The organism is Marinobacter sp., from assembly GCF_046484525.1.
Classification (GTDB): domain Bacteria; phylum Pseudomonadota; class Gammaproteobacteria; order Pseudomonadales; family Oleiphilaceae; genus Marinobacter.
The window spans coordinates 1-24,616 of the sequence record NZ_JAWOIS010000047.1 but is presented as its reverse complement, the minus strand read 5'-3'; the positions used below and the strand labels follow the sequence as shown (position 1 = coordinate 24,616).

Below are 24,616 nucleotides of genomic sequence, written 5' to 3'. Positions count from 1 at the left end.
ACCTCGCTGTCGCAACGGCAGCAATGGTTTTGAAAGGTGGGCTGGCAGAGTGGCTGAATGCAGCGGTCTTGAAAACCGCCGACGGTTAGTAGCCGTCCCGGGGTTCGAATCCCTGGCCCACCGCCATTTTTCTCCGGTTTTCACCTACACCTCTTGCATTTGTCATTTTGTACAATCCCTGCTTTTCCCATTCCTATTGGCTCTGACTATCACGTCGGTAACCAAGCTGGCGTGAAATATCTTCTCCCGCGCGTTTCAGTTCCGCAATCCATTCATCTTTACGCCGCTCGATAGGCGCCGAAACCGATAGCCCCGCACTCACGTTTCCTGACCGGTCGTAGATGAGCACCCCGATGCAGCCCACACCAATCTCGGCTTCCTCATTGTCGAGTGCATAGCCCTGGCGCATGCCCTTGATACATGCCTCCTCCAGTTCCGGTAGGGACGACAGAGTGTTCCGGGTATAGGCCGGCAGGTTGGTCCGGCTCGCATAGGCCTGGATGGCTTCCTCTCCTGCCAGGCCCAGCATCAGTTTTCCCACGGCTGTGACGTGCAGCGGGGCACGGCTTCCCACTATCTGATTTACATGCATCATCCGGTTCGGGGTGACCTTCTCGAAGTAGATCACGACATCGCCTTCGCGGATGGTGAGGTTGATCGTTTCCCCCAGTTGCTTACACAGGGCTTCCATGTAGGGCAGCGACACTGCCCGAAGGTCTATGTCTGTATGGAGGCGGTTGCCCAGCTGCAGCAGTCGCTGGCCCAACCGGTAATCGCCGTTGGAATCCCGCTCGACAAAACGATTACTGATCAACGAATGCAGGATTCGATAGGCGGTGGAGGGTGCCAGTCCGGTATCGGCGCTCAAGGTTTTCAGTTTTACCGGTTTGGAGTATCGGGAGATGGCTTCCATGAGCATGGCTGCCCGGTCAATTACCTGGATTCTCGATTCCGTTTTCGTGTCCATCATTGAAGTGTTTTCGTCCCTTCAGGTAACAGCGGTTCGCGGGAAATTTATGCCATTAATTTTGACATATGGAGGAGCGTTCCACAATACGGAATGTGTCGTTAGCTATTTATAAGTCACTTAAATCACTGAAAAATAGAGGGAAAAATATAACGCCAACCACTATTTTCCTGAAATCCATAATGTGGAAACTTTGCGTATTGCGCAAAATTACGCTCGCTCCTACCGTTGATTTGAAGGCGGCAAGCAGCAATGCAGACCCCGCCACCGGACATAAATCCAAAAAACGGAGTGGAATCAATGTCGGATCAGAATCCCGTTTTCATACCCGGCCCCACCAATATTCCTGACCGGTTGCGCGCTGCCATGCAGCTACAGACCCGTGATCATCGCGCTCCGGACTTTGTGGAAACGCTTGGCCCCGTGTTGCAGCAGTGCAAGTCGGTGTTCGGTACCGAGAGCGGCGAAGTCATCATCTTCCCCGCGAGTGGCACCGGCGGCTGGGAGGCAGCGATCTGTAACACCCTGTCTCCCGGCGACAAGGTGTTGGTTGCCAGGTACGGAATGTTTTCCCATCGCTGGATCGATTTGTGCCGCCGGCACGGCCTGGAGGTTCAGGTTATTGACTGTCAGTGGGGCAGCGGTGCGCCTGCGGACCGGTTTGAGGAAGTGCTCCGGGCTGATACAAGCCATGAGATCAAGGCCCTGCTGGTGACCCATAACGAAACCGCCACCGGTGTGAAGAGCGATATCGCCGCAGTACGAAGCGCGCTGGACCGAGCCTCCCATCCAGCCATGCTGTTTGTCGATTGTGTCAGTTCGCTGGCGTCCATGCCTTTTGCCATGGACGACTGGGGCGTGGATATCGCGGTCGCCGGTTCGCAGAAGGGCTTCATGCTCACCACCGGCCTGGCCATTCTCGGTGTCAGCCATAAGGCGCTGACTGCCATGGAGAGCGCAACTCTGCCACGGGCGTTCTTCGATTTTCAGGCCATGCGGGCGGCCAATGAGCAAGGCGGCTACCCCTACACGCCACCGTTGCAGCTGATTCACGGTCTCCGGGAAAGCCTTCAGATGCTGTTTGAGGAGGGGCTGGACAACGTTTATGCCCGTCATTTCCGATTGGCAGAGGGCGTTCGTTGTGCGGTCCAGGCCTGGGGGCTTGAACTCTGCGCCAGGTCTCCCGAGCTCTACTCGGATACGGTCAGTGCGATTCTGGTACCTGAGGGCTTCGACAGTAATGAGCTGACCGACCACGCTTTTGAGAAATACGGTGTGTCTTTCGGCGTGGGGTTGGGCGAAATGAACGGCGCTGCGTTCCGTATTGGCCATCTGGGCTCGCTCACCGACGTCATGGTGCTCTCCGGACTGGCAACGATAGAGATGGCGATGGCGGATCTGAACTATCCGATTGGCCTGGGGAGCGGTGTCCGTGCCGCCCAGGATTATTTCCGTAGGACAGCAAGCTGACGAGTTGGCGAGGTACACCATGAACGAACACATCAAACAGATACCAACCCTTGAAGACGCGCTGGCCGCCAGGGAGCGCATAGAGCCGTACATTCATCGCACGCCGGTTCTGACCTCCCGGTTCATCAACGAATTGACCGGAGCCGAACTGTTCTTCAAGTGTGAGAACTTTCAAAAGGCTGGCGCGTTCAAGGTCCGGGGGGCCTGTAACGCGGTTTTCGGGCTGAGCGAAGCCCGGGCACGAATCGGTGTGGCTACCCACTCTTCCGGTAATCACGCGTTGTCCCTGTCCTATGCGGCGGGCCGGCGGGGTATCCCGGTTACCGTCGTCATGCCGCACACAGCGCCGCGAGCGAAGAAAGAGGCGGTGCGAGGTTATGGGGGCACCATTGTCGAGTGTGAGCCTTCAACCAGTTCGCGCGAGGCGGTTTTTGCAGAGGTTGTGGCGCAATCGGGCGCGGATTTTGTCCATCCATACAACGATCCGCGGGTGATCGCCGGCCAGGCTACCTGCTCGATGGAGCTGCAGGAGCAGGTGCCGGGTCTGGATGCAGTGATAGCGCCGATTGGCGGCGGCGGCATGATATCGGGCACCTGTCTGACCTTGTCCAATATGGCGCCGGATGTGGCGATCTATGCCGCCGAACCGCTCAATGCGGACGATGCCGCCCGATCGTTCAGGGCAGGTCACATTATTGCGGACGATGCGCCGGACACAGTCGCCGATGGTCTGAAAGTACCCTTGAAAGAACTGACCTGGCACTTCGTCCGCAATCATGTTTCGGACATTCTGACCGCCAGTGAGGAAGAGATTGTCGACGCCATGAAACTGATCTGGAAACGAATGAAGATTGTCATGGAGCCAAGTTCAGCTGTCCCTCTGGCGACCATTCTGAAGAACCCCGAGCTGTTCCGCGGCAAACGGGTTGGCGTGATCATAACCGGCGGCAATGTGGATCTGGATGCGCTTCCCTGGACGTGAATAACAATCAACGAGGATATCGGTAATGACAAATATGAATTTGAAAACTACTGACGGCCTGGAAGTGGGCTATGACATTCCGGCAGCGATCGGCATGAATGAAAGCGAAATCCAGACTCCGTGCCTGGTGCTGGATCTGGATGCACTGGAATACAACATCAAGAAGATGGGGGAGTATGCCAGGGGCCACGGTATGCGCCACAGAATTCACGGCAAGATGCACAAATCCGTGGATATCGCCCGACTGCAGGAACAACTCGGTGGCGCCGTCGGAGTGTGCTGTCAGAAGGTTTCTGAGGCGGAGGTTTTTGCCCGGGGCGGCATCAAGGACATCCTGGTATCCAACCAGGTACGTGACCCCGGCAAAATCGACCGGCTCGCCCGGATCCCGAAGCTGGGCTCCAGGACCATTGTCTGTGTAGATGACCCTGACAACGTCCCGGAACTGTCGGCGGCCGCCCAGCGTCATGACACTCAATTGGAGTGCTTTGTGGAAATTGATTGTGGGGCCGGTCGCTGCGGTGTTACCACGACGGAGGAGGTCGTCGGTTTAGCGAAGGTGATTGATGAAGCACCGAATCTCCGGTTCACCGGAATCCAGGCCTACCAGGGGGCGATGCAGCACATGACCTCCTACGAGGACCGCAAGGCCAAGCTGGATGCCGCGATCAAGATGGTCGGTGAGGCGGTGTCCGCGCTGAAGGAGGTCGGGCTTGAGCCGGAACTGGTGTCCGGCGGTGGAACCGGTTCCTACTACTTCGAGAGCAATTCGGGCGTTTATAACGAGCTTCAGTGCGGGTCCTACGCCTTCATGGACGCAGACTACGGTCGAATCCAGGATAAGGAAGGCAACCGCATCGACCAGGGCGAATGGCGTAACGCCCTGTTTATCCTGACCAGCGTCATGAGCCACGCCAAGCCTGACAAGGCCATCTGCGATGCCGGACTCAAGGCCCAGTCGGTGGACAGCGGTCTGCCCTTCATCTTCGGACGCGATGATGTGGAGTACATCAAGTGCTCGGATGAGCATGGAGTTATTGCCGATCCCCGGGGCGTTCTGGCCATCAACGAAAAGCTGAAACTGGTACCGGGACATTGTGATCCTACCTGCAATGTCCACGACTGGTACGTGGGGGTGCGGAACGGCAAAGTTGAAACCCTTTGGCCCGTCAGTGCCCGCGGCAAGGCTTTCTGAGGAGGTTACGATGGAGACTTCAAGTAACTTGAGTAACGCTGGCTGTCAGGTAACTGTGGTTCCGGAAGAGGCCTGTCAGGCGGTTATCGGGCGAAAACAGGCCTTTGAGGCAGTCGAGGCGGTGTTTGCTTCCATGGCTGGCGGGTCCGCCCGTAATTTTCCGGTGGTCAGGGAGGCAATTGGGCACGCCGATGCCCTCTATGGATTCAAGTCCGGATTTGATCGGGCGGGTATGGTCCTCGGCGTGAAATCCGGTGGCTACTGGCCGGGCAATGCCCGGCGAGGACTGACCAATCATCAATCGACAGTCGTTCTGTTTGACCCTGATACCGGACGATTGGCGGCACTGGTAGGCGGCAACTACCTGACTGCGGTCCGGACAGCGGCTGCTTCGGCGGTATCCATCGCCCATTTGGCGCGTAAGGATGCCAGAGTTCTGGGCATGGTTGGCGCTGGTCATCAGTCCACGTTCCAGCTCAGAGCGGCGCTCGAACAGCGTAATTTTGATCAGGTGGTCGGCTGGAATCGGGATCCGGAAAACCTGGTGCGCCTGGCGGCGGTGTGTGAGGAGCAAGGTATTCCCTTTGAAGCGGTTTCATTGCCGGACCTTGCTGCCCGGTCCGATGTGATCGTTACTATCACCTCGGCATTCGAACCGCTGTTGATGTCTGAATGGGTCAAGCCGGGTACCCACATTGCCTGCATGGGGACAGATACGAAGGGTAAGCAGGAGGTCGATCCCATGCTGTATTTGCGGGCAGAAATCTTCACCGACGAAGTAGCCCAGGCCACCAGCATAGGTGAATCCCAGCATGCCGCTGCAACTGGAATCCTGGCTCCTGAACGGATCATTGCCATCGGGGAGGTGATCAACGGAAAACATCCGGGGCGCAGATCAGAGCAGGACATTACTCTGTTTGACGGCACCGGGGTAGGTCTGCAGGACCTGGCTGTTGCATCGATGGCGGCGAAGCTGGCGGGTGCAGAGGGATTGGTGGAGAGGTTTGTGCTGTAAATGCCCCAGGGTATGTGCTTACTGGGGTTGCATTCATACAGCCCCCATACTGGGATCAGTAACAAACCAGGAGGATGTATGCCTGATACCAGATCCGACACCGTGTCCGGGCGGAAAGACCGCAAGTTTGCCGTCTCGGCAAACCGCGGTCAGGCCAGCCACAGGGTCCGTTACGTGGAGACCGGAGGCGCCCTGGTGGATACCGGGGAATGCACTTTCTGCCAGTCCGTTCCTGATCTTCAGGAAGCGGAGAAGGACAAGACGGCCAGAGCCGAACCGGGCTCCGGCCGCCAGAAGTCATCGGACTGACCGTTGATGCGGATCCCTTAGAGGGATCTGCCGGGGTAGGTCCTTTCTTTCTGCTGGTCCGCGCGCTTCTGGCGCTCGGCCAGGCTTTCCGGGGCATTGGTCGGAATCTGCCAGCCCGCAAGGTTGTCCTCAATCAGCTGTACCAGTGCCTCAATGTGGCCTGGTGTCGCATTCAGAGCCGGGATATAACTGAATCCCTCACCACCGGCCTCCATGAAGTACTCACGGTTTTCCTCGTTGATTTCCTCAATCGTCTCCAGACAGTCGGAGGAAAATCCGGGGCAGAACACATCCACCGATTTGGTGCCCTTGCCGGGAAGCGATTTCATCGTCTCGTCGGTATAGGGCTTCAGCCATTCCTCGCGTCCGAAGCGGGACTGGAAGGTGGTCATGTAGTCCTCAGAAGAGAGCCCCAGGCGCTCGGCCAGCAGGCGTGAGGTCTTGTGGCACTCACAGTGGTACGGGTCGCCCTTCAGGAGGTACTTCAGGGGCACCCCGTGGTAGGAGAGGATCAACTTGTCCTTGCGGCCATGGTTGGCCCAGTGCGCCTCGATGTGACAGGCCATGGCTTCGATGTAAGGCGGGTAATCCGGGTAATGCGAAACAAAGCGCAGATCCGGCAGCCACCGGCGTTTGGTGAAGTCCTTGGCCACCGCATCGAATGTCGAAGCGGAGGTTGAGGCCGAGTACTGGGGGTAGAGTGGGAGCACCAGCAGCTTGCGCACACCCTGTTTCTGCATTTCGTCCAGCACCTTGCTGATAGACGGGTTGCCGTAGCGCATGGCGAACCCGACTACAACGTTCTGCCCGTATTTCTGCTTCAGCGCCTCGCGAATACCTTCCGTCTGTTTGGCGGTGTGCAGCAGCAGGGGGGAGCCCTCCGCTTCCCACACACTGGCGTAGGCCTCGGCGCTGCGCTTCGGGCGGATACGCAGGATGATGCCGTTCAGGATCAGCCACCACAGGGGGCGGGGAACCTCCACCACCCTGGGATCCCAGAGGAACTCGGCCAGATAGCGTCGAAGGGCTGAAGTGGTGGGGGCGTCCGGGGTGCCAAGGTTGGTCACCAGTACGCCCAGCCTTTCGGGCTGGTTATGGCTGAAATTCTCTGAGCCTTTGTATTTCATTCAAGTCGGTCCCTGGTCTGGTTTATGGGCGGGCAGCTACCCCTTGGACTGTGCCTGTTGCGCCATCCTCGGAGCCAGGCCACTGATGTCGTAGCCAGCGTTGCGGGCCTTGGTGAAAATCTCCGGGGCCGGGTTGGAGCGGGCAGCGCTCAGTGCCCAGAGGACGGTGCAGCGGGTGCCGGAACGGCAGAAAGCCAATACGGGCTTTGCCGCGTCCCGGATCATCGGTGCAAACCGATCCACGTCGTCATCCGTGATGTTGCCGGATTCAACCGGCATATAGATCCACTCCAGACCATGCTCTTTTGCGGCCGCCTCGATATCCGCCATGGACGGCTGGCCGGGCTCTTCGTGGTCCGGGCGGTTCGCAACGAGGGTCTTGAACCCCAGGCGAGCCGCCTCGGCCACATCTTCCACGCTGATCTGTGGCGCTACGGAAATAGTGTCGTCAATCTTTCGGATATCCATGGAAAACCTCCGCAATCTTGGTGGGGCTAAGTTACCAGAAATCGTTCAGGCTTTTGCCCGGTTCCGCTCAATTAATTCGAAAATCGCCATGCCGGCCACCATTGAGACAACGAATACCGCTGCCTTGGCTTCGCCGGCCCCCAGGGCCACGATCCCCGGACCCGGACAGATGCCGGCAATTCCCCAGCCTACGCCGAACATGAGACTGCCGATGACCAGGCGCTTGTCGATATGCGTATGGGACGGAATCTTCATGTTCAAACCAAGAAACGACAGGGTCCGGCGACGGGCAACCGTAAACGCCACGACGCCGACGGTGATGGCGCCACCCATGACAAAGGCGAGGGACGGATCCCAAAGGCCGGCAATATCCAGGAAGCCCAATACCTTCTCCGGATTGGCCATGCCGGACAAAATCATGCCGAATCCGAAAATCAGGCCAGCAAACAGGGATGCAAGGGAATACCTCATACTCAATCAGACTCCAAGCACATGACGGATAACGAATACGGTAATAAAGCCCGTGGCCATGAAGCTCAGGGTGGCCGCCAGCGACCGCAGGGACAGGCGGGACAGGCCACAGACGCCATGACCACTGGTGCAACCGGAGCCGTAGCGGGTGCCGATGCCAACCAGCAGGCCGGCAATGACCAGGGCCGGGTAGCCGGCGTTGATCTCGATGGCGGGCATATCTCCGCCCAGAAGCCAAACCGCCGGAGCTGCAAGCAGACCCAGCAGGAAGGCGACTCGCCAGGCGATGCCGTCCTTCAGAGGTGTCAGCAGGCTGCCGAGGATTCCACTGATGCCCGCGATGCGGCCGTTAAGCAACAGAAAGCTGGCGGCTGCCAGCCCAACCAGAATACCGCCGGCCAGAGCCGACCAGGGAGTGAAATTACTCCAGGCAATCTCGATCATTTACTACTCCGTGAGGACAGGTTTTGATTACAGGAATAAGCTTATAAGGACGGGTAATAATACCACGAAAAAAGCCCGGCAAGGGATGCCGGGCAGAGGCGTGCGAGTAGTATCCATGAAAGACTTCCAGACAAACCGGCATCAGCAGGGACACCGGTATGGTGAAGTATTGACCATATTTTGAACACTTCAAGCGAGAGCCCGTTCCGTTTGAAAACATTTTTTCATATCGAATGCGTGTTTATACTGCAGCCTTTTCCTGTGCGGGTTTCAGCGCCACTGCAATCCCGCCGGGGGTGTAATACAATAGGGCTCTGAAGCGAAATTTCCACCCCGAGGTTGATAAATGTCAGACGAAAAATCCACAAAGCCGGAGACCGACGCGCAGCTGGCCGCCAAGATCAGGGGTTCTGCACGGCAGATCTGGCTGGCGGGGCTGGGCGCGTATACCAAGGCTGAAGAGGACACCGGCAAGTTTTTCGAACGTCTGGTGCAGGAAGGCGAGCAACTGGAAAGTAAAACCCGCGGCGTGGTCGGCAAGCAGATCAAGTCGGTGGAGGACCGGGTTGAGGGCGTTCGTGAACGGGCCACCGGGACCTGGGACAAGCTCGAGAACATGTTTGATGAGCGGGTGTCCGGAGCCTTGCGCCGCCTCGGCATTCATCGCCGTGAAGAGATCGAGGCGCTGGAGCGCCGCGTCGAGATTCTGGAAACCGAGCTGAATCGCCTTCGTAACCAGGCCGGGAGTGACGAGGAAGAGTAGGTCAGAGATAATCCCGGCTCATCAGTCGGGCTTCGTCCTGCTCTTCGGGAGCCAGGTACGGTATAACCAGGTGCATCATCTGGTAAACTCCGCGGCCCGGGTCCACGGACTCCCGATCCTCAAGGTGTGAGAGCGTATCAAAACTGCTCCAGTAACAAGCCGTTAGCGTTAACTGTTCACACAGTGAGTCAAGTTCTTCCCCGTTTATTTCCATCATTCCCTGGCGCCGGAAACTTTCGCAGATAACCCGGAAAGCGGCGGTCTTCTTTTTCAGTAGTCGCTTGAATCTCGCTTGCAGCTGACCGTATCGCGACAGCACATTGACCAGGTCCTGGTAGAGAAAGCGGTGCCGAGCGACCGTTTCGAACATCAGGTGCAGGAAGAAGCCATTCTGATCGAGGCTGACGTCCGCGTCTTCCGGTACCGTCAGCAGGTCCAGCATTTCAGCCTCGAACCTTCCGAACAATTCCTCGACGATGTCGCCTTTGCTTTTGAAGTGGTAATACAGGTTTCCCGGGCTGATCTCCAGCTCGTCGGAGATCAGCAGCGTGGTCACGTTCGGCTCCCCGACACAGTTGAACAGGGCCAGGCTGGTATCGAGGATGCGGTCGCGGGTTTTGATTTTTTTCATGTCGCGCCCGGCCGCGCCTCAGAGATCGAAACTGGCCCAGACCGGACAGTGGTCCGAGGGCCGTTCCATGGCGCGAATGTCGTAGGAAACGCCGGCCGCCCGGGCCTTGGGCAGCAGGCTGTCGCTGGCCATGATCAGGTCAATGCGCAGGCCCCGCTTAGGATCCCGTTCGAAGCCGCGGCTGCGGTAATCAAACCAGCTGAAGGTTTTGTCCTCTTCAGGGTGCAGGTGCCGGAACACATCGGTAAAGCCGCGCTTTTCCAACTGGCTGAGCCATTCCCGTTCCTCGGGCAGAAAGCTGGTCTTTCCGGTGCGAAGCCAACGCTTTGTGTTGTCGGCCCCGATCCCGATGTCCCTGTCGGTGGGTGAGATGTTCATGTCACCCATCACCACCACGTGGCCGCCTTCCTTTTTCAGGTCATCCAGGTACCGCATGAGGTCGGCGTAGAACCTCTCCTTGGCCGGGAATTTCACCGGGTGATCGCGGTTCTCGCCCTGGGGGAAATAACCGTTGATGACCGTCAGCTTTTCACCGTTGACGGTGAACTGACCGGTGATCAGCCGGCGCTGGGAGTCCTCGCCGTCCCAGGGGTAACCCTTGAGTACTTTCTCTGGCTCCACCTTCGACAGCAGGGCAACGCCATAGTGGGTCTTCTGGCCGTGGAAATGGACCCGGTAACCCAGCTTATGAATCTCCTCCACCGGAAAATTCTCATCCTGCACCTTGGTTTCCTGAAGCCCGATCACGTCCGGGTTCTGGTCCCGGATCACGGCCTCAAGCTGGTGCAGGCGGGTGCGAATACTGTTGACGTTGAAGGATACAAACATCATGGCTGCATAATTCTCCGGCGTAGGTTCCGGCGGAGTTTAACATACTGGTGCCGGGTTTCTGCCTTGGCAGCACAGACAGGATCAGGGAGTCAGTTCACATTCCGGGTAACCGGCTATGTCGTAGCGGATGTGGGCCTGGTAATTGGTGTCCCGATTCTTGCGGATATTGGTCAGGCCCAGGTAATGGGTCAATGCGCCCTGGTGGTTGTAGGCCAGTTGGATCGGGTCCACCAGAAAGCGCAATAGCATACTGGTGGGCCGGATAGCGACCTCAAGGTGCGCTTCCATGTCCGGATGGTCGCTCGGCTCAAGGATAAAACCGTAGAGTTCACCCCGGGTCGGGCCCAGGAAGCGGAACTCAACCGAGCGACCTTCCCGTAGGGCAGACCAGTTCCGGCGAACCAGGTTGTCAAAGCCGGCATCAACCACGGCGCGCCCCTCAAGCGGTACATTGAACGCCCGGGTTTCGCCCGAGGGCGTCTGCCAGTCGACTTCAATGGTGTCATCGCCGGGATAGCTGATCCGGAGGGACTCATCAAAGCGGGGCTGATTGAAATCCACTTCCGGCTGGAGAGGAGAACGCCGATAGCTGAGCACCTTGTCCGCAAAGCCCTCACTCTGATCCGGCTCGCGATACTCCACACGGTGATCCAGGGGGCGAAACTGGCCCTGGGTGCATTCGCCTTCAACCTGATGGTGCTCGGTGTACAGCACGTCCCCATTCGGCGCCCGGGCCTCACCGGAGAACTGGAAGGCCTTCCCGTAACCGGTTCCGGTGGCAGCCAATAGCAACAGTGCCAGAACCGGCCTGCGCATCGTAGTCATCGTGCGAGCTCCGGGTACAGGTATTTGCGGATGAACAGCAGCAGCGGGAACACCACCAACCAGCCGGCCGCGAGTGCCAGCAGTGAGAGAGTCTGGTCGGGCAGGGACACAGCACCGAGTTTGCTCGCTGACCAGTAGGCAAAGGGACCGGCAATGGGCGCCAGCACAAAGGGCAACCAGCGATTCCGGCTGATCCAGTCGAGGGAGTGGCTCAGGGTGGTCATGAAAATGGCCCAGATCGCCACCAGCCACGGCGGTACCACCAGCAGTTCCGCGGTCTCCGAATAGAGCACGCCGGTCTGGAACCAGAGCGTATCCAGGGCTGCGCCCACCACGGTGCCGAAACCAATGAACTGTAGTTCGCTGAACCGTCTCTGGCTGACTAGCAGGAAGTGCAGAATCAGGAACAGGCCTATGACCAGAACCGCGAGCCGGTTCGGATAGAGCACACAAAGAAGCCAGCCCGCCTGGAACAGGACGAAGTTCAGGACATTGCGGGAGGTTTCCGAGGCAATCATACGCTCAGGATGTTCGCACGTTTGTTACCGGGCTTGGCAAGCACCAGCTGGGACACGCCGATGGCCCGCTCGCTGAATCCGGCCTCGCAGTAGGCGAAGTAGAAATGCCACAAGCGGCGGAACGCCTGGTCGTAGCCCATCTGCTCCAGACTGTCTCTCTTTGCCATGAAACGCTCGCACCAGTCACGCAGGGTGCGGGCGTAATGGAAGCCGGTATCTTCCGAATGGGTGAGCACCAGGTTCGAGCCGTTGCGCACCGATTCCAGGATGGCACCGAACGAGGGAATGAAGCTGCCGGGGAAAATGTAGCGCTGGATGAAATCCACGTTCCTCAGAGCGCGCGCGTAGCGTTGCTCGGGCATGTTGATGGCCTGCACCAGGGCCAGGCCATCGGGTTTAAGCAGGGCGTTGATCTGTTCGAAATAGCTGTCCAGGAATTGCGGTCCGACCGCCTCGATCATTTCGATGGAAACCAGCTTGTCGAACTGGCCCTCCAGATCCCGATAATCGTCGAACAGCAGGGTAATGCGGTCTTCCAGCCCTTCGGCCTTAACCCGTGCCTTAGCCAGTTCCAGCTGTTCCCGGGAAATGGTCGTGGTGGTGACGTGGCAGCCGTAGTGCCTGGCGGCATGGATGGCAAAGCCACCCCAACCTGTGCCGATCTCGATCACTTGGTCGTCCGGGCCGAGGTCCAGTTTCCGGCAGATGATATCCAGCTTGTGGACCGCCGCTTCTTCCAGGGTGGCATCCTCGCGGGGATAGATGGCCGAGGAATACATCATGGTCGGGTCCAGGAAGTTCTCGAACAGGTCGTTGCCCAGGTCGTAATGGGCGCTGATGTTCTTCCGGGAGCCCTCTTTGGTGTTTCGGTTGAGCCAATGCAGACCCTTAAGGGCCGGCTTGGTGACCCAGTTGAAGCGGTCCTCGAATTCGTTCATCCGGTCGACATTGCGGGTGAAGAGGCGCAGCAGCGACACCAGATCCGGGGTGGACCAGTCGCCGGCCACGTAGGCCTCGGCGGCGCCCACACCACCTCCGGTCAGCAGATCCCGCCAGGTGCTGTGATCGTGAATGACCAGTTCGGCCGGGGCATAACGGGTATCGCCATCGCCAAATACGAGGGGATCGGCACCCGCCTCCTTGATGGTCAGCACGCCGTGCTGGAGTATCTTGAGTTGCTGAACCACCAGTTGCCGGGCGATGCGACTCGTCAATGGCAGGCGTCCGGAGTCGGCATGTTCGCGTGTATCGACGGATGTATTCAGGTTCTCCATGAGCTTACCCTTCCACCAGTGGTGTTTACGTCATTGCCGGTGGTCACATCCAGTCCGGCATCTTCGGTTCCCCGGCGGTAGGCCGGGTCGTCCCCGGACAGTTTGTCCGGATGGGTGTAGAACGGGGCGCCCTTGAGTTTCAGGCGCAGGGCGTTCCAGTAGATGCCTGCGACGACCTTGATCGCTTCGGCGGGAAAACGGCGAAGGCTTCTGTGCAATTCTTTACGAGTGAGAGGGGTGCGCTGGACCACCAGGGTGGCATCGAAATGTTTGTGCTGCTCCTGGATAACGTTCATATGGATGTGCATTTCCGGGCCCCGGAAACTGAAGGTCCACTGGTATTCCTGTTCCATACCATTGAACGGCGACACATGGAAACGCTTGGAGAAACCAAAACGCTCGGTTCGCCAGCCGGCATTGTTGGCCTGGGCACCCGTGGTCTCCAGACAGTAGACATGCCGTTCGTGCCAGGGCGTGTTGCTAATCTGTGCCACAATCACTCGGGGTACCGCGCCCTCGGCGGGAGCCTCGCCCTGTTGGTAGCAGAAGTAGAAACTGACCGGATTGAACACGTAGCCGAAGTAGCGGGGGTGTGTGATCAGTTCCACCGTCCCGTCCGGGTACCAGTCGGTGGCGTCTTTAACATAGTCGCGAATGGCGGCGGACAGGTTGCGGACTTCCGGGTGGAAATAGTCGTCACGGCGCAGTGACATCCAGTTGAAGCGCTCCAGGGAGAAGAAGCGGCTAACGCCGGTAATCCTGTCCCATTCGTCCACATCGAGTGCCAGCATCCCGGTGCCATACTCGAACTCATGGTGGATTGGCTGCATTCTGCGATGGCGGACGGATCCTTCAAGCCACTGGCTGCCCATGCTCAGATCTCCATTCCGAAGTCACTCAGTACCCTGACCGCACTGCGCACGCCGTCCTCATGGAAGCCATTGAACCAGTAGGCGCCGCAGAAATGGGTACGGTTGCGGTTGCCGATCTCTTCATAGCGCTGCTGTGCGGCGACCGCCTCCAGGGTGAAAACCGGGTGGGCATATTCAAAGTGCTTGATGACCTTGTCCGGATGAACATCCTGGCTGCGGTTGAGGGTCACGCAGAAGATTTCCCTGGCATCGTGGAAGTTCTGCAGGATGTTCAGGTTGTACGTGACCGACACTGGTTGGGTGCTGTGCTGCGGAATGAAATAATTCCATGCCGCCCAGGCCCGACGGTTGGAGGGGAGTAAGCGGCTGTCTGTGTGCAGCACCACGTCGTTGTTCTGATAGGCGATGGCACCCAGGACATCACGCTCCTGATCTGTGGGATCGGCCAGCATCGCCAGAGCCTGATCACTGTGGCACGCCAGGATGACCTGATCGAATTCGTGGTTCTGGCCGCTCACTTCGACGGTCACACCGTTCTCATGTCGGCGCACGGCACTGACCGGGCTATTCAGGTGGGTGCGGTCGCCGATCCGTTCCATCATCTTTTTCACATATTCGGCAGAGCCGCCGCTGATCACACGCCAAGTGGGCCGGTCATCCACGGACAGCATGCCGTGGTTATTGAAGAACTGCAGGAAAAACCGGATCGGGAACTGTTCCAGAACAATCTCGGGCGCCGACCAGATCGCGGAGCCCATGGGCACGATGTAGTAGTTGCGAAAATAGCGCGAATAGCCGTTGCGGTTCAGGTATTCCCCCAGGGTTTCGGCGTCGCTGATGTTACCCTCGGACAGATCCTTCCGGGTCTCGCGGTTGAATCTCAGGATCTCCCGGATCATGCGCAGGAACGGCAGGTTCATCAGGTTTTTGCGCTGGGCGAACAGGGTGTTGAGGCTGGTGCCGTTGTACTGCAGTCCCGTGGACGAGCAATCCACGCTGAAGCTCATGTCGCTGACTTCGGAGGCAACCCCCAGTCGGTCCATCAGCTTGATGAAGTTCGGGTAGGTCCAGTCGTTGTAGACGATAAAGCCGGTGTTGACCGGCCAGGTACGGCCGCCGGATTCCACCTGCTCGGTGTTGGTGTGGCCACCGGCATAATCGACGGCTTCAAACAGCTGAACATCGTGTTTCTCCGCAAGCTTCCAGGCCGCGGTGAGGCCGGAGACGCCGGCCCCAATGACAGCAATACGCTGACGTTCGTTGGTCATTCGGTTTTTTCCTGTTGACCAGAACTCTTGCGCGCCATGTTGGCGGCCATGCGGTCAACCAGTGCCCCGGGCAGCGCGCCCAGGATCTTCAGCACCAAGGTGAACCGTTTGGGGAAGGCAATTTCGTTTTGGCCCTTGGCCAGGCCACTGACGATACGCTCAGCCGCGTCTTCAGCGGAAATCCGGAAGGGCATGGGGAATTCGTTGCGGTCGGTGAGCGGTGTTTTCACGAAGCCGGGTGACACCACCACAACGTCGATGCCCTCGGCGGCCAGGTCGGCCCGCAGCGAGTGGGCAAAGTAGCTGAGCGCTGCCTTGGAGGCACCGTAACCTTCCGCCCGGCCAAAGGGGAACCACCAGGCCGAGGAGCTGACAATGACCAGAGTGGCAGGCTGGCCCATTGCCCGGGTGCGGCGCAGAGCGGGCAGGGCGATGTCCAGCGAACGGGCGGTACCGAGCACATTGGTGACGATGTTCGCTTCGATCACGTCACTGCTGTATTGGTCGATCTCCAGGTACTCGCAGGTCCCGGCGTTGAGAATCGCCATATCCAGAGGTCTGTCCGAATCCAGGTCAGGGGCGATCGTGGCCAGGTCCTCCTTGCTGGTGGTGTCGGCCACGGCAGGCCTAATTCGCTCGGGTGCCAGTTCGCGCAGTTTTTCCAGCGCGTCGGCCCGGCGTCCTGTTACTACCAGGTGATGCCCGCCACGGGCCAGGGAGCGGGTCAGCGCTTCGCCAATCCCGGAGCTGGCGCCAGTAATCCAGATGTTGGACGGTCCTTGCAATCGCGTACTCATCCCGCTTGCCCTTTTATCCAGCGGACAACCCGCCCGAGAGCCGGAAGGTTCTCGTAAAGCAGTTGGCCGGCATCAAAATAGTCCCGGTGAAAGCTGACCCGGCCATCTTCGATCTCCAGGTGGCTGATGCCATCCACCGCAATTTCGCGACCGCCACGAATCCGCTTGTGGCGGAGTTTCATGACCCAGGGCAGGGCGACCGAGGCGCCGTTGGCGACGGCAGGTTCAAACTCGAACCTGCACGAAATGACGTTCTTGTAGGCACCCGCGAAGTAGTGGGTCAGTTCATCAAGCCCTGTAACCTGACCGAAAGGATCCTGGAACCGGATGTCCTCGCTATAGACCGCCTGGAGTTTGTTCAGGTTTCCCTTGTCCAGCTCGTTGAACAGTGCCTTGAAGTGTTCGATCGTCGCCGGAACGGTCGAATTCTTTGTACCTACTTCAAGTGCTGAGGCTGTGGTCATGACTGCTTCCTCCTCATCGCATCGAGCTTGCGGGTTTCCTCCTGAATGTGCTGCGGTATCTGGTTGAGATCCCAGATGATGCCCAGACGAGACAGCAACCAAAGCCCGTACCAGGTGATGTCGATCTCGTACCAGCGAAAGCCCTGGCGGACCGACTGGGGCCAGCGGTGGTGATTGTTGTGCCAGCCTTCGCCGAGAGTGATCAGGGCCAGCCAGAAATTGTTGCGGCTGTCGTCATTGGTGCAGAAGCGGCGCTTGCCCCAGACGTGGGACAGGGAATTGATCGAGACGGTGGCGTGGAAGAGCACCACCGTGGAGATAAAGAAGCCCCATACCAGCAGCTGCAGACCATTGGTGCCGAGGGAAGGCGCAAAGGCCGCCAGAGCTTCACCAAGACCATAGATGCCCACCGCCGCGAGGGCCGGTGCCAGTGAGTCGAAACGGTTGATGAAGCGCAGCTCCGGGTACTTCAGCCAGTCCCGCACCCGCCGTTCATCCATGGCAAAGCCGGCATCGCAGGTGAACCAGCCCACGTGTGACCACCAGAAGCCGCCATGATGGGGGGAATGAAGGTCTTCTTCACGGTCGGAGTGCTGGTGATGATGGCGGTGGTGGGCGGCCCACCAGAGTGGGCCACGCTGAGCGGCACTGGCGCCCAGCAAACCGAAGATGAACTGTGCCGGTCGGCTGGTCTTGAACGTTTTGTGGGCGAAGTAACGATGATAAAAACCGGTGATAGCAAACATGCGGATCAGGAAAAAAGCCACGGCAAAGCCGACGGCGAACGCGCTCGCCCCGGTGTAGAATGCCAGCAGGCATACCAGATGCAGCAAAATGAATGGCACTACCCGGATGAAATTGAAGGCGCGGGAGCTCGTGTCGATGTGATCCGAACCCGCGTCAGAGTCGAACCACCTCAGAATGTTTGTAAACCAGTGTTGCTCTCGGGTCATACCCTGATTGCCCTTCTACTTCTGTTTGAAACCAAGTCGGCGAAGCATCGCTCAACGCTTGAGAGGTTTTACGTAATCGTTACTCAAATTGGATGCACCAAAGACGATGTTTAATGAAGCACCCGACAGACACCTTATACGCCGCACTGCGGTTATCGGTTCAGGGATCGCAGGACCGACTGCGGAGATCCTGCTAAAGGAACAGGGCCAGTCAGTCACGGTATTCGAAAAGAGCCGCGCACCCGGTGGCCGCCTCGCTGCAAAACGGGTTCCCGGAAGCTCTGCAGATATTGGCGCCCAGTATTTCACCGCCAGAAACCCGGCTTTTCCGGACTTCCTGACCCGGTATGCGGGGGATGACAGTTTCACCACCTGGCCGGGGCGCCTGGTGTTCCAGCACCGGGACGGACGCCGGGAGCCTTTCCCGGAGGAAGAGCGCTATGTCGGAACTCCCCGCTTTGACCGGGTGGTCGTGACCGCACCGCCTGCCCAGGCCGGGGATCTGATGCAGGCCAGTGGTCTGGAGGAGGTTGCCGCCCGGCTGGAGCAATCGATATCGGCCCTGGCTCCCTGCTGGGCGGTGGCGGCGCATTTCAGCCAGCCCCTGGACCCCGGTTTTGACGGCATCCGCTGCCAGCATCCGGTGTTGTACTGGGCCGCCAACAATTCCAGCAAGCCGGGCCGCGAGGATTCCGGGCAATGGTGGGTCCTGCACGGGAATGCGGAGTGGACCACCGCCCATCTGGATGCATCCCGGAGCAGGTGGGTGCGGAGCTGGTGACGGCATTCAAGGAACTCATCGGCTCTGATGCTCAGCCGGACGATCTGGTGCCGCACCGCTGGCTCTATGCCTGAGCCGGCTATTCCGTCATGGCTTCAACCGGCCCGAGAGTAATAGTCGGCCGGGTGTAGAAATGGGTGATGGTGCCGTCGCTGAATTTGCTGAAGAACGCGCTCACTTCTGTGATCTTGCGCAGTGACCGCGCCCGGTTGATCGGGTCCCGCACCAGGACCTTGATGCCGTTGAAGTTGTCCTGGATGTTGGAAAAACGGGCGCGCATGGAGCAGGTCACCACGTGTGCCGGGTTCAGCCCCAGCTCCCGGGCCAGCCACTCGCTATGGCGGGCAATTCCCTTTTCACTGAGATCTTCCCGGGTGTCCAGGTGATCGAGCTTCACCCGGTTCACGATGCAGAAGGAGTAACTCTGGGGGTTCTGGCGCGCGACCTTGCGGAATGCTTCCCAGAAAAAGCTGTCCGTCAGCTCCGCGAAAAAGCGCATGTCACTCAGGCAGATGTCGATCCACTCGAAATTCTCCTGATCCTCCAGAACCTCATTGATCGCCTCCCGGAGCAGCCAGTCGAAGCCGAGCGCCGTCTTGTGGGCGTAGACCTTCCGGTACATCTGGTGCCGGCTGTAGACAAAGTCCTCCAGGGCGCCGAGGCCTTTGTGGGTTATGGCAAGGCCCAGCCAGGGCTCGGAGACGTCCCAGCCGAACCGGAAGTTGGTCAGCAGGTGATCCAGATTCAGGCCGCCGATCGTCACCGAGGAATGGAATCCGTCCCGAAGCATGTAGTCTGCGCGATCCGCGTCGATTTCCCCGGACACGATCGAAGAAAGCAGGTCCATGACCAGACCCGGAATGTTCTCGTCGGGCATGGAACCGGATTTGGCCTCGTCCCCGGCGATAAAGTTCCAGAAGGTTTCCGAGTGGCGACGGAAGGTCTCGCTTGGTCGTACGTCGGTGGTTTCCATAATGCCGATCACATCCCTGCGATCCAGTCCGGCCGCTTCCAGATCAACGGCCGACAGCACCTCGTGGGCAACCCGCACCGAGTAGTGTTCGTGTTCGAGTTCTTCCGGCTCTTCACTGTGGTATTGCGAGAAATCCACGCCGGTCCAGAGGTTGCGGAACCGGTCCTGCCGGGACATCAGCTCGCGGATACGGCGGGCCTGGGTGAACTGGTGTGAGAAACTGGAGTGCCCGCTGTCGTGGAGCAGGCAGCCGAGGCGGATGGTCTTGGCCAGGTAATCGATGGCATCGAGCTGGCTCAGGGTGAGATCAGTCTGTTCACTCAGCTGGCGCTCCCGCAGGTAGGCATCGATCATCGAACGGAACATCCGGGTGCCCACATGCATCACGCCAACACTGTGCAGGAAGCGGGAATGGGTGGCGCCGGGAAATACCAGGCTCAGGATATCGTTCTGGCAGATATTGCGCAGGCGCTGGAACAGGGGATGGTCGATGACCTGTATCTCATGCCGGTATAAGGGAATCCCGCCGTGAACCGGATCCATGATCAGCTTGTCATAAGCCCCGAGTAAATCGTTTACCGCACGTCTCATGGTCAGGATTCTCTCCAATTCGCGAAACTGGCCTTGTTATATCACAGGGTCGTGCCAGAATAGGCTTTATCAAGCCAATTTATCGTTTATCGATGGTAGTTTAGGGCAACAGCCATGGCATCGCGCACAGAGCGCATTCTAATTATTGACGCCGATGAAAAGGCCCGTGCCGACCTCTCACGTTATCTTGAGGCGCGCGGATTCTACGTGACCGGCTTTCCCGACGTGGCTGCAGCCAAGAGCCTGTTTGACGATAACATTCCGGATGTCATCTTTGCAGACCTGGATCCCGAGGCCATCCGGGATCTGGCCGGCAGGCTCGAGGAATCCGAGACATTCACCCCGATTGTTGCCTGCTGCAGCACCGAATCCAGTGCCGATGTGGTGAACGCCCTTCGTGCGGGCGCCGCCGATTTCGTGCTCAAGCCGTGCGGTGACGACAAGGGCGCCCTGGATGACGTGATTGGCAAGTTGCTGGACCGGGTCCGGGTCAACCGGCTGAATCAGCTCTATCGCCAGGAACTGGAAGAGGCGAATCGGGACCTTCGGGACGGCATTGCCGAACTCAGGGCCGACCAGAGGGCAGGGCGCAAGGTCCAGCTGCGGATGTTACCGGACCGCGAACAGATGATGGGCGGGCTCCATGTCGACCACCTGATCAAGCCTTCCCTGTACCTCAGCGGCGATTTTCTCGACTATTTCCGGATTTCAGAAGACAAGTTGCTGGTCTACATCGCGGATGTGTCCGGCCACGGTGCCAGTTCAGCCTTTGTGACCGTGCTGCTAAAGAATCTGACCAACCGGTTGCAGCGAAACCTCCGGCGGAAATCCAGTGATGACATCCTGTATCCGGAGCGCTTCCTGGAACGAATCAACTCAGAGTTGCTGGACACCGGTCTGGGCAAGCATGTGACGGTTTTTGTGGGTATCATCTCCGAGGTCGAGCGCAAGCTCCGGTACGCGGTAGGCGCCCATTTCCCGATGCCGATCCTTTCCTTCGAGGGCGGAAATACCGCATTTCTGGAGGGCAGCGGCCTGCCGGTGGGGCTGTTCGAAGAACCCCAGTGGGAGGTTTATGAGGTGGCGCTCGAGAAGCCGTTCCGGCTCCTGCTGTTTTCCGATGGCATTCTGGAGGTAATCCGGGCCAAATCCCTTGATGAAAAGGAGAAGACGCTACTTGAACTCGTATCGGGAGGTAGTCACACTATCGCATCTCTCAACGAGGCGCTGAGTCTGGATGGCATAACAGAACTTCCGGACGATATCGCTATCGTATCGGTAACTGATACCATTCAAAGGTCAGACAGCACGTCCCCTAAATAGTGGCAGTGTGAAAAATGACTGGTTACAAGATCCTGCAAGCTGAGCAACAGGGCATTTATGTCCTCAAGTTTATCGGTGAAATCCGGCTGAACCTTTGTTCGACGCTGGACAATCTCGTTGAGTCCATTACCCAGGATCCTCAGTTCAAGACCGTGGTTATCGATCTGACCGAGACTGAGATCATCGACAGCACCACCCTCGGTCTGCTCGCCAAGATTGCCATGGCGGCACAGAAACAGAGTCATTTCCTGCCAACGCTGATTTCCACCAATCCTGATATTACCCGCATCATTACCTCCATGGGGTTCGACAAGATTTTCATCATTGTCCGGGAACCCGCTTCCCGTATTGAGGAACTGGAAGAGATTCCGGTACTGAAAGCAAGCGAACAGCAGGTTCGCGACAAGGTTCTCGATGCCCACAAGGTGCTGATGGGCCTGAACCGGAAGAACCGGGAAGAGTTCAAGAATCTGGTGCGTGCTCTGGAATGCGAAGAGCACGGCTGATCCGAAAACAACACGGAATGACTATGTCTGATACCAACGCGTCCCGCGATTCAGGGTCCCAGAACCCGCCACATGACGTTGCAGTACTTGGCGGCGGCAGTTTCGGAACCGCCATGACCAAAGTGCTGGGTGAAAATGGCCACCGGGTACATTTCTGGATGCGGGACCAGGCCCAGGCTGACGAAATCCGAAAAACCGGCATCAATAGCCGCTATATGCCGGGCGTCAAACTTGAGGGCGATATCGAGCCCACGACTGATCTTGTGCATGCAGTCAGCAAGGCAGAAGTTGTCTTTGTCGCTATTCCCAGCAAGGCTTTCCGGACCGTTATCCGGGAGCACAGCAACGATTTCCATGATGGCCAGATCGTCGTCAGCCTCACCAAGGGCATTGAAGAACAAGGCTTCAAGCTGATGAGCGAGATCCTTCAGGAAGAAATCCCGCGCTGCCAGATCGGCGTGCTGAGCGGCCCCAACCTGGCGGCGGAAATTGTAGCCCGGGACCTGACGGCCACAGTGATTGCCGCCAAGGATCCAGATGTGCGCCGCACCGTTCAGGACCTCCTCGGCTGCGAGTATTTCCGTGTGTACGCCAACGTGGACGTTTATGGCGTGGAGCTCGCCGGGGCACTGAAGAACATCTATGCCATCGTCGCAGGCCTGGCCTCGGCACTGGATATGGGAGAAAACGCCAAGGCCATGCTGATCACCCGCGGGCTGGCGGAAATGAGCCGCTTTGCCGTGAGCCTGGGGGCCAATCCGATGACCTTCATGGGCCTGGCCGGCGTGGGCGATCTGATTGTGACCTGTACGTCCTCCAAGAGTCGTAACTTTCGGATCGGTTACGCGGTTGGCAAGGGTCAGAACCTGGATGATGCCGCGAAGGAACTGGGACAGGTGGCCGAGGGTATCTATACCCTGAAACTGGTCAAAGAGAAGTCCGAGGCCATCGGCATCTACATGCCGCTCGTGCGCGGGCTCTATGAAATTCTCTATGGTTCGGCATCGATCAAGGCGGTGATCAACAGCCTGATGATGGCAGTCCAGAATTCCGACGTGGAGTTCATCCTGCCTCGCACCATCAGCCAGTAACCGGAAGGATCGGAGGTTCCCGTGCAACTGATCATCATGCGCCACGGTGAAGCCGGTTGGCACACCCTGGACCAGGAGCGGGAACTGACGGAAGCCGGTCGGGAAGGAGTCGGAGCGGTCGCTCACCGGATCGCGGAATCTTGCTGGCGGCCGTCCCTGATCTGGAGCAGCCCCTATGTCCGGGCCCGTCAGACTGCGGGCATTATGTCCGAGATCCTCAACTCCCGGATTGACGAGAAGAATTTCATTACCCCGGATGATGATCCCGGTGCCTGCCTGGATGCCCTTCTGGAAGTCCATGAATCCCGATTGCTGATTGTCTCCCACATGCCCTTTGTCGGCAGCCTGTCCACACTGCTGGTGGATGGTCACCGTCGTGGCATTCCTTTCATGACGGGCCAGGCAATGTGTCTGGACATGCCCGTGGTCGGTCCGGGTTGCGCGGACTTGAAAGCCCAGTTTTTGCCCTGATCATACCCACAAACACTTTCTGATTTCGGAAGCACCTATGTACAGCTTTCCCATCGACTATATCGAGCCGGTGTTTCGCCCACCGAGTGAAGCCAAATCCCTGATATTGCCGGTGACCAACGGCTGCTCCTGGAACAAGTGTACGTTCTGTGAGATGTACACCCAGCCGCAGAAGAAGTTCCGGGCCCGCAAGCCCGAGGACATTCGCAGGGATATCGACAACGCGGCCAAAGCCCTGGGCGGAGTCCGTCGGGTATTCCTGGCCGACGGTGATGCCATGGTTCTGCCCACCCGCCGTTTGCTCGAGATTCTTGCCGACCTCAGGGCGGCTTTCCCGGATTTGCAGCGGGTGTCCAGTTACTGCCTGCCCAGAAACCTGGCCAGGAAGAGTGTCGAGGAGCTGGCGGAACTCCGGGAAGCCGGGCTGGCCATCCTTTACGTTGGCATGGAATCCGGTGATGACGAGGTGCTTCGTCGGGTCAACAAAGGCGAGACCTGGGAGTCCACCCGGTCGGCCCTGGTCAAGATCCGGGAAGCGGGGCTCTCCAGTTCTGTAATGGTTCTGAACGGTCTGGGCGGTGAAGCCCTGTCCCGGCAGCATGCCATCAACACCGCACTGCTTTGCAACGAAACTCAGCCGGATTACCTGTCGACCCTGGTAGTGAGCTTTCCCCAAGGCGAGGAACGCTTCCGTGCGGGCTTCGGAGATGATTTTATTCCGCTGTCACAACATGGGCTGTTTGAGGAAATCCGCCTGTTCCTTGAGCATCTTGAGCTGGAGAAAACCGTGTTCCGTAGCGACCACGCCTCCAACTACCTGGTGCTCAAGGGCATTCTTGGCCGGGACAAGTCGAAGCTGCTGGACCAGGTCAATTTCGCCATCAGTAATCCCGGCGCGGCGCCGCTAAGGGCAGAATGGATGCGTGGACTCTAGTGTCCCGTCTGGTTAATTCGCTGACCTACTGCGTGGCGCTGGGGACCTTGGCCAAGGCGCCAGTGCGCGGGTGTGGTGGTTCCACATCAAGTGCTGGCAACACCGGTCAGAGGCCCCAGCGCCGCGCCCTTCGGGAGCCACTGAGAGCCTTGATAGCTGCGTTGCGCTGACTCGATTTGGAACCACCAAACCTTCGCCATCGCGCCTTGCTCTCAAGGCTCTCAGTGGCTCAGTAGGTCAGCGAATTAACCAGACGGGACACTAGGGACCGTCAGCGATCTCGGAACGCGGCCCCGTCGTCT

At 58.6% G+C, this 24,616-nt stretch carries 29 protein-coding genes and 1 tRNA gene; 14 read left to right on the top strand and 16 right to left on the bottom strand.

Annotated features, from left to right (window positions below; all coding sequences use genetic code 11):
- The first annotated feature begins 35 nt into the window (after positions 1-35).
- A tRNA-Ser gene (locus tag R6W86_RS10450) sits at positions 36-126 on the top strand.
- Between the two features lie 67 nt (positions 127-193).
- Here the strand turns inward: R6W86_RS10450 and R6W86_RS10445 are convergent.
- Positions 194-970: an IclR family transcriptional regulator gene (locus tag R6W86_RS10445; RefSeq protein ID WP_410329297.1), complete on the bottom strand. Its 777-nt coding sequence runs from the start codon at positions 968-970 to the stop codon at positions 194-196.
- A 297-nt stretch (positions 971-1,267) separates the two neighbouring features.
- Between R6W86_RS10445 and bhcA the strand changes: the two genes are divergently transcribed.
- The 5 genes from bhcA to R6W86_RS10420 all read left to right on the top strand — a co-directional run bounded on the left by bhcA (position 1,268) and on the right by R6W86_RS10420 (position 5,938).
- Positions 1,268-2,437: an L-aspartate--glyoxylate aminotransferase BhcA gene (bhcA, locus tag R6W86_RS10440; RefSeq protein ID WP_410329296.1), complete on the top strand. Its 1,170-nt coding sequence runs from the start codon at positions 1,268-1,270 to the stop codon at positions 2,435-2,437.
- 19 nt (positions 2,438-2,456) lie between these two features.
- The gene (gene bhcB, locus R6W86_RS10435) at positions 2,457-3,419 is read left to right on the top strand and encodes a beta-hydroxyaspartate dehydratase BhcB (RefSeq protein ID WP_410329295.1); all 963 of its coding nucleotides are present in this window, start codon (positions 2,457-2,459) and stop codon (positions 3,417-3,419) included.
- A 25-nt stretch (positions 3,420-3,444) separates the two neighbouring features.
- Positions 3,445-4,614 carry a 3-hydroxy-D-aspartate aldolase BhcC gene (bhcC, locus tag R6W86_RS10430; protein WP_410329294.1) on the top strand — a complete coding sequence of 390 codons (1,170 nt, stop codon included), beginning with the start codon at positions 3,445-3,447 and terminating at the stop codon, positions 4,612-4,614.
- A gap of 10 nt (positions 4,615-4,624) precedes the next feature.
- Positions 4,625-5,629, top strand: coding sequence for an iminosuccinate reductase BhcD (gene bhcD / locus R6W86_RS10425; RefSeq protein WP_410329293.1), 1,005 nt, complete (start codon positions 4,625-4,627; stop codon positions 5,627-5,629).
- A 78-nt stretch (positions 5,630-5,707) separates the two neighbouring features.
- Positions 5,708-5,938 (top strand): hypothetical protein, encoded by a 231-nt coding sequence (locus R6W86_RS10420; protein ID WP_410329292.1) that lies wholly within the window; start codon positions 5,708-5,710, stop codon positions 5,936-5,938.
- Positions 5,939-5,955: 17 nt separating this feature from the next.
- Here the strand turns inward: R6W86_RS10420 and hemH are convergent, their stop codons facing one another.
- From hemH to R6W86_RS10400, 4 genes are read right to left on the bottom strand one after another with little or no spacing between them, the layout of a single operon-like run.
- Complete coding sequence (gene hemH / locus R6W86_RS10415; protein ID WP_410329291.1) at positions 5,956-7,065, bottom strand: ferrochelatase; 1,110 nt, start codon at positions 7,063-7,065, stop codon at positions 5,956-5,958.
- A 36-nt stretch (positions 7,066-7,101) separates the two neighbouring features.
- Entirely contained in the window at positions 7,102-7,533 is a 432-nt protein-coding gene (locus R6W86_RS10410; protein WP_410329290.1) for a TIGR01244 family sulfur transferase, read from the bottom strand.
- Positions 7,534-7,578: 45 nt separating this feature from the next.
- Complete coding sequence (locus tag R6W86_RS10405; RefSeq protein WP_410329289.1) at positions 7,579-8,004, bottom strand: DUF6691 family protein; 426 nt, start codon at positions 8,002-8,004, stop codon at positions 7,579-7,581.
- A 6-nt stretch (positions 8,005-8,010) separates the two neighbouring features.
- Positions 8,011-8,448: a YeeE/YedE family protein gene (locus tag R6W86_RS10400; protein ID WP_410329288.1), complete on the bottom strand. Its 438-nt coding sequence runs from the start codon at positions 8,446-8,448 to the stop codon at positions 8,011-8,013.
- 346 nt (positions 8,449-8,794) lie between these two features.
- On the opposite strand from R6W86_RS10400, the gene R6W86_RS10395 reads away from it, so the two are divergent.
- Positions 8,795-9,211 carry a phasin family protein gene (locus tag R6W86_RS10395; RefSeq protein WP_410329287.1) on the top strand — a complete coding sequence of 139 codons (417 nt, stop codon included), beginning with the start codon at positions 8,795-8,797 and terminating at the stop codon, positions 9,209-9,211.
- 1 nt (position 9,212) lies between these two features.
- Here R6W86_RS10395 and R6W86_RS10390 read toward each other — a convergent pair whose 3' ends face one another.
- The 10 genes from R6W86_RS10390 to R6W86_RS10345 form a co-directional block, all read right to left on the bottom strand.
- The gene (locus R6W86_RS10390) at positions 9,213-9,842 is read right to left on the bottom strand and encodes a TetR/AcrR family transcriptional regulator (protein ID WP_410329286.1); all 630 of its coding nucleotides are present in this window, start codon (positions 9,840-9,842) and stop codon (positions 9,213-9,215) included.
- A gap of 18 nt (positions 9,843-9,860) precedes the next feature.
- Positions 9,861-10,673: an exodeoxyribonuclease III gene (gene xthA / locus R6W86_RS10385; RefSeq protein ID WP_410329285.1), complete on the bottom strand. Its 813-nt coding sequence runs from the start codon at positions 10,671-10,673 to the stop codon at positions 9,861-9,863.
- Between the two features lie 81 nt (positions 10,674-10,754).
- Positions 10,755-11,498, bottom strand: a complete 744-nt coding sequence (locus R6W86_RS10380) for a hypothetical protein (protein WP_410329284.1) — start codon at positions 11,496-11,498, stop codon at positions 10,755-10,757.
- A complete protein-coding gene (locus R6W86_RS10375) occupies positions 11,495-12,016 on the bottom strand; it encodes a DUF2878 domain-containing protein (protein WP_410329283.1) in 522 nt (173 codons plus the stop codon). The genes R6W86_RS10380 and R6W86_RS10375 overlap by 4 nt, the downstream gene beginning before the upstream one ends.
- Positions 12,013-13,290 carry a class I SAM-dependent methyltransferase gene (locus tag R6W86_RS10370; protein ID WP_410329282.1) on the bottom strand — a complete coding sequence of 426 codons (1,278 nt, stop codon included), beginning with the start codon at positions 13,288-13,290 and terminating at the stop codon, positions 12,013-12,015. The genes R6W86_RS10375 and R6W86_RS10370 overlap by 4 nt, the downstream gene beginning before the upstream one ends.
- Complete coding sequence (locus tag R6W86_RS10365) at positions 13,278-14,162, bottom strand: DUF1365 domain-containing protein (RefSeq protein ID WP_410329281.1); 885 nt, start codon at positions 14,160-14,162, stop codon at positions 13,278-13,280. Before R6W86_RS10365 ends, R6W86_RS10370 begins: the two co-directional genes overlap by 13 nt.
- Positions 14,163-14,164: 2 nt before the next feature.
- Positions 14,165-15,430 carry an NAD(P)/FAD-dependent oxidoreductase gene (locus R6W86_RS10360; protein ID WP_410329280.1) on the bottom strand — a complete coding sequence of 422 codons (1,266 nt, stop codon included), beginning with the start codon at positions 15,428-15,430 and terminating at the stop codon, positions 14,165-14,167.
- Positions 15,427-16,227 (bottom strand): SDR family NAD(P)-dependent oxidoreductase, encoded by an 801-nt coding sequence (locus tag R6W86_RS10355; protein ID WP_410329279.1) that lies wholly within the window; start codon positions 16,225-16,227, stop codon positions 15,427-15,429. Before R6W86_RS10355 ends, R6W86_RS10360 begins: the two co-directional genes overlap by 4 nt.
- A complete protein-coding gene (locus tag R6W86_RS10350) occupies positions 16,224-16,691 on the bottom strand; it encodes a nuclear transport factor 2 family protein (protein ID WP_410329278.1) in 468 nt (155 codons plus the stop codon). The genes R6W86_RS10355 and R6W86_RS10350 overlap by 4 nt, the downstream gene beginning before the upstream one ends.
- On the bottom strand, positions 16,688-17,644 hold the full coding sequence (locus R6W86_RS10345; RefSeq protein ID WP_410329277.1) for an acyl-CoA desaturase: 957 nt from the start codon (positions 17,642-17,644) through the stop codon (positions 16,688-16,690). The genes R6W86_RS10350 and R6W86_RS10345 overlap by 4 nt, the downstream gene beginning before the upstream one ends.
- Before the next feature lie 106 nt (positions 17,645-17,750).
- On the opposite strand from R6W86_RS10345, the gene R6W86_RS10340 reads away from it, so the two are divergent.
- Positions 17,751-18,425: an NAD(P)/FAD-dependent oxidoreductase gene (locus R6W86_RS10340; RefSeq protein WP_410329276.1), complete on the top strand. Its 675-nt coding sequence runs from the start codon at positions 17,751-17,753 to the stop codon at positions 18,423-18,425.
- A 79-nt stretch (positions 18,426-18,504) separates the two neighbouring features.
- On the opposite strand, the gene R6W86_RS10335 is transcribed toward R6W86_RS10340, so the two are convergent.
- Complete coding sequence (locus R6W86_RS10335; protein ID WP_410329275.1) at positions 18,505-19,989, bottom strand: phosphohydrolase; 1,485 nt, start codon at positions 19,987-19,989, stop codon at positions 18,505-18,507.
- Between the two features lie 114 nt (positions 19,990-20,103).
- Between R6W86_RS10335 and R6W86_RS10330 the strand changes: the two genes are divergently transcribed.
- Genes R6W86_RS10330 through R6W86_RS10305 form a run of 6 tightly spaced genes read left to right on the top strand, consistent with a single transcriptional unit; the run spans position 20,104 to position 24,484 of the window.
- The gene (locus R6W86_RS10330; RefSeq protein WP_410329274.1) at positions 20,104-21,312 is read left to right on the top strand and encodes a PP2C family protein-serine/threonine phosphatase; all 1,209 of its coding nucleotides are present in this window, start codon (positions 20,104-20,106) and stop codon (positions 21,310-21,312) included.
- A 14-nt stretch (positions 21,313-21,326) separates the two neighbouring features.
- Positions 21,327-21,818, top strand: a complete 492-nt coding sequence (locus R6W86_RS10325) for an STAS domain-containing protein (RefSeq protein ID WP_410329273.1) — start codon at positions 21,327-21,329, stop codon at positions 21,816-21,818.
- A gap of 23 nt (positions 21,819-21,841) precedes the next feature.
- Complete coding sequence (locus R6W86_RS10320) at positions 21,842-22,909, top strand: NAD(P)H-dependent glycerol-3-phosphate dehydrogenase (protein WP_410329272.1); 1,068 nt, start codon at positions 21,842-21,844, stop codon at positions 22,907-22,909.
- A 21-nt stretch (positions 22,910-22,930) separates the two neighbouring features.
- A complete protein-coding gene (locus R6W86_RS10315; RefSeq protein ID WP_410329271.1) occupies positions 22,931-23,380 on the top strand; it encodes a SixA phosphatase family protein in 450 nt (149 codons plus the stop codon).
- Between the two features lie 37 nt (positions 23,381-23,417).
- Complete coding sequence (locus tag R6W86_RS10310; RefSeq protein WP_410329270.1) at positions 23,418-24,314, top strand: radical SAM protein; 897 nt, start codon at positions 23,418-23,420, stop codon at positions 24,312-24,314.
- Positions 24,314-24,484 carry a hypothetical protein gene (locus R6W86_RS10305; protein ID WP_410329269.1) on the top strand — a complete coding sequence of 57 codons (171 nt, stop codon included), beginning with the start codon at positions 24,314-24,316 and terminating at the stop codon, positions 24,482-24,484. The genes R6W86_RS10310 and R6W86_RS10305 overlap by 1 nt, the downstream gene beginning before the upstream one ends.
- Positions 24,485-24,616: the final 132 nt, after the last annotated feature.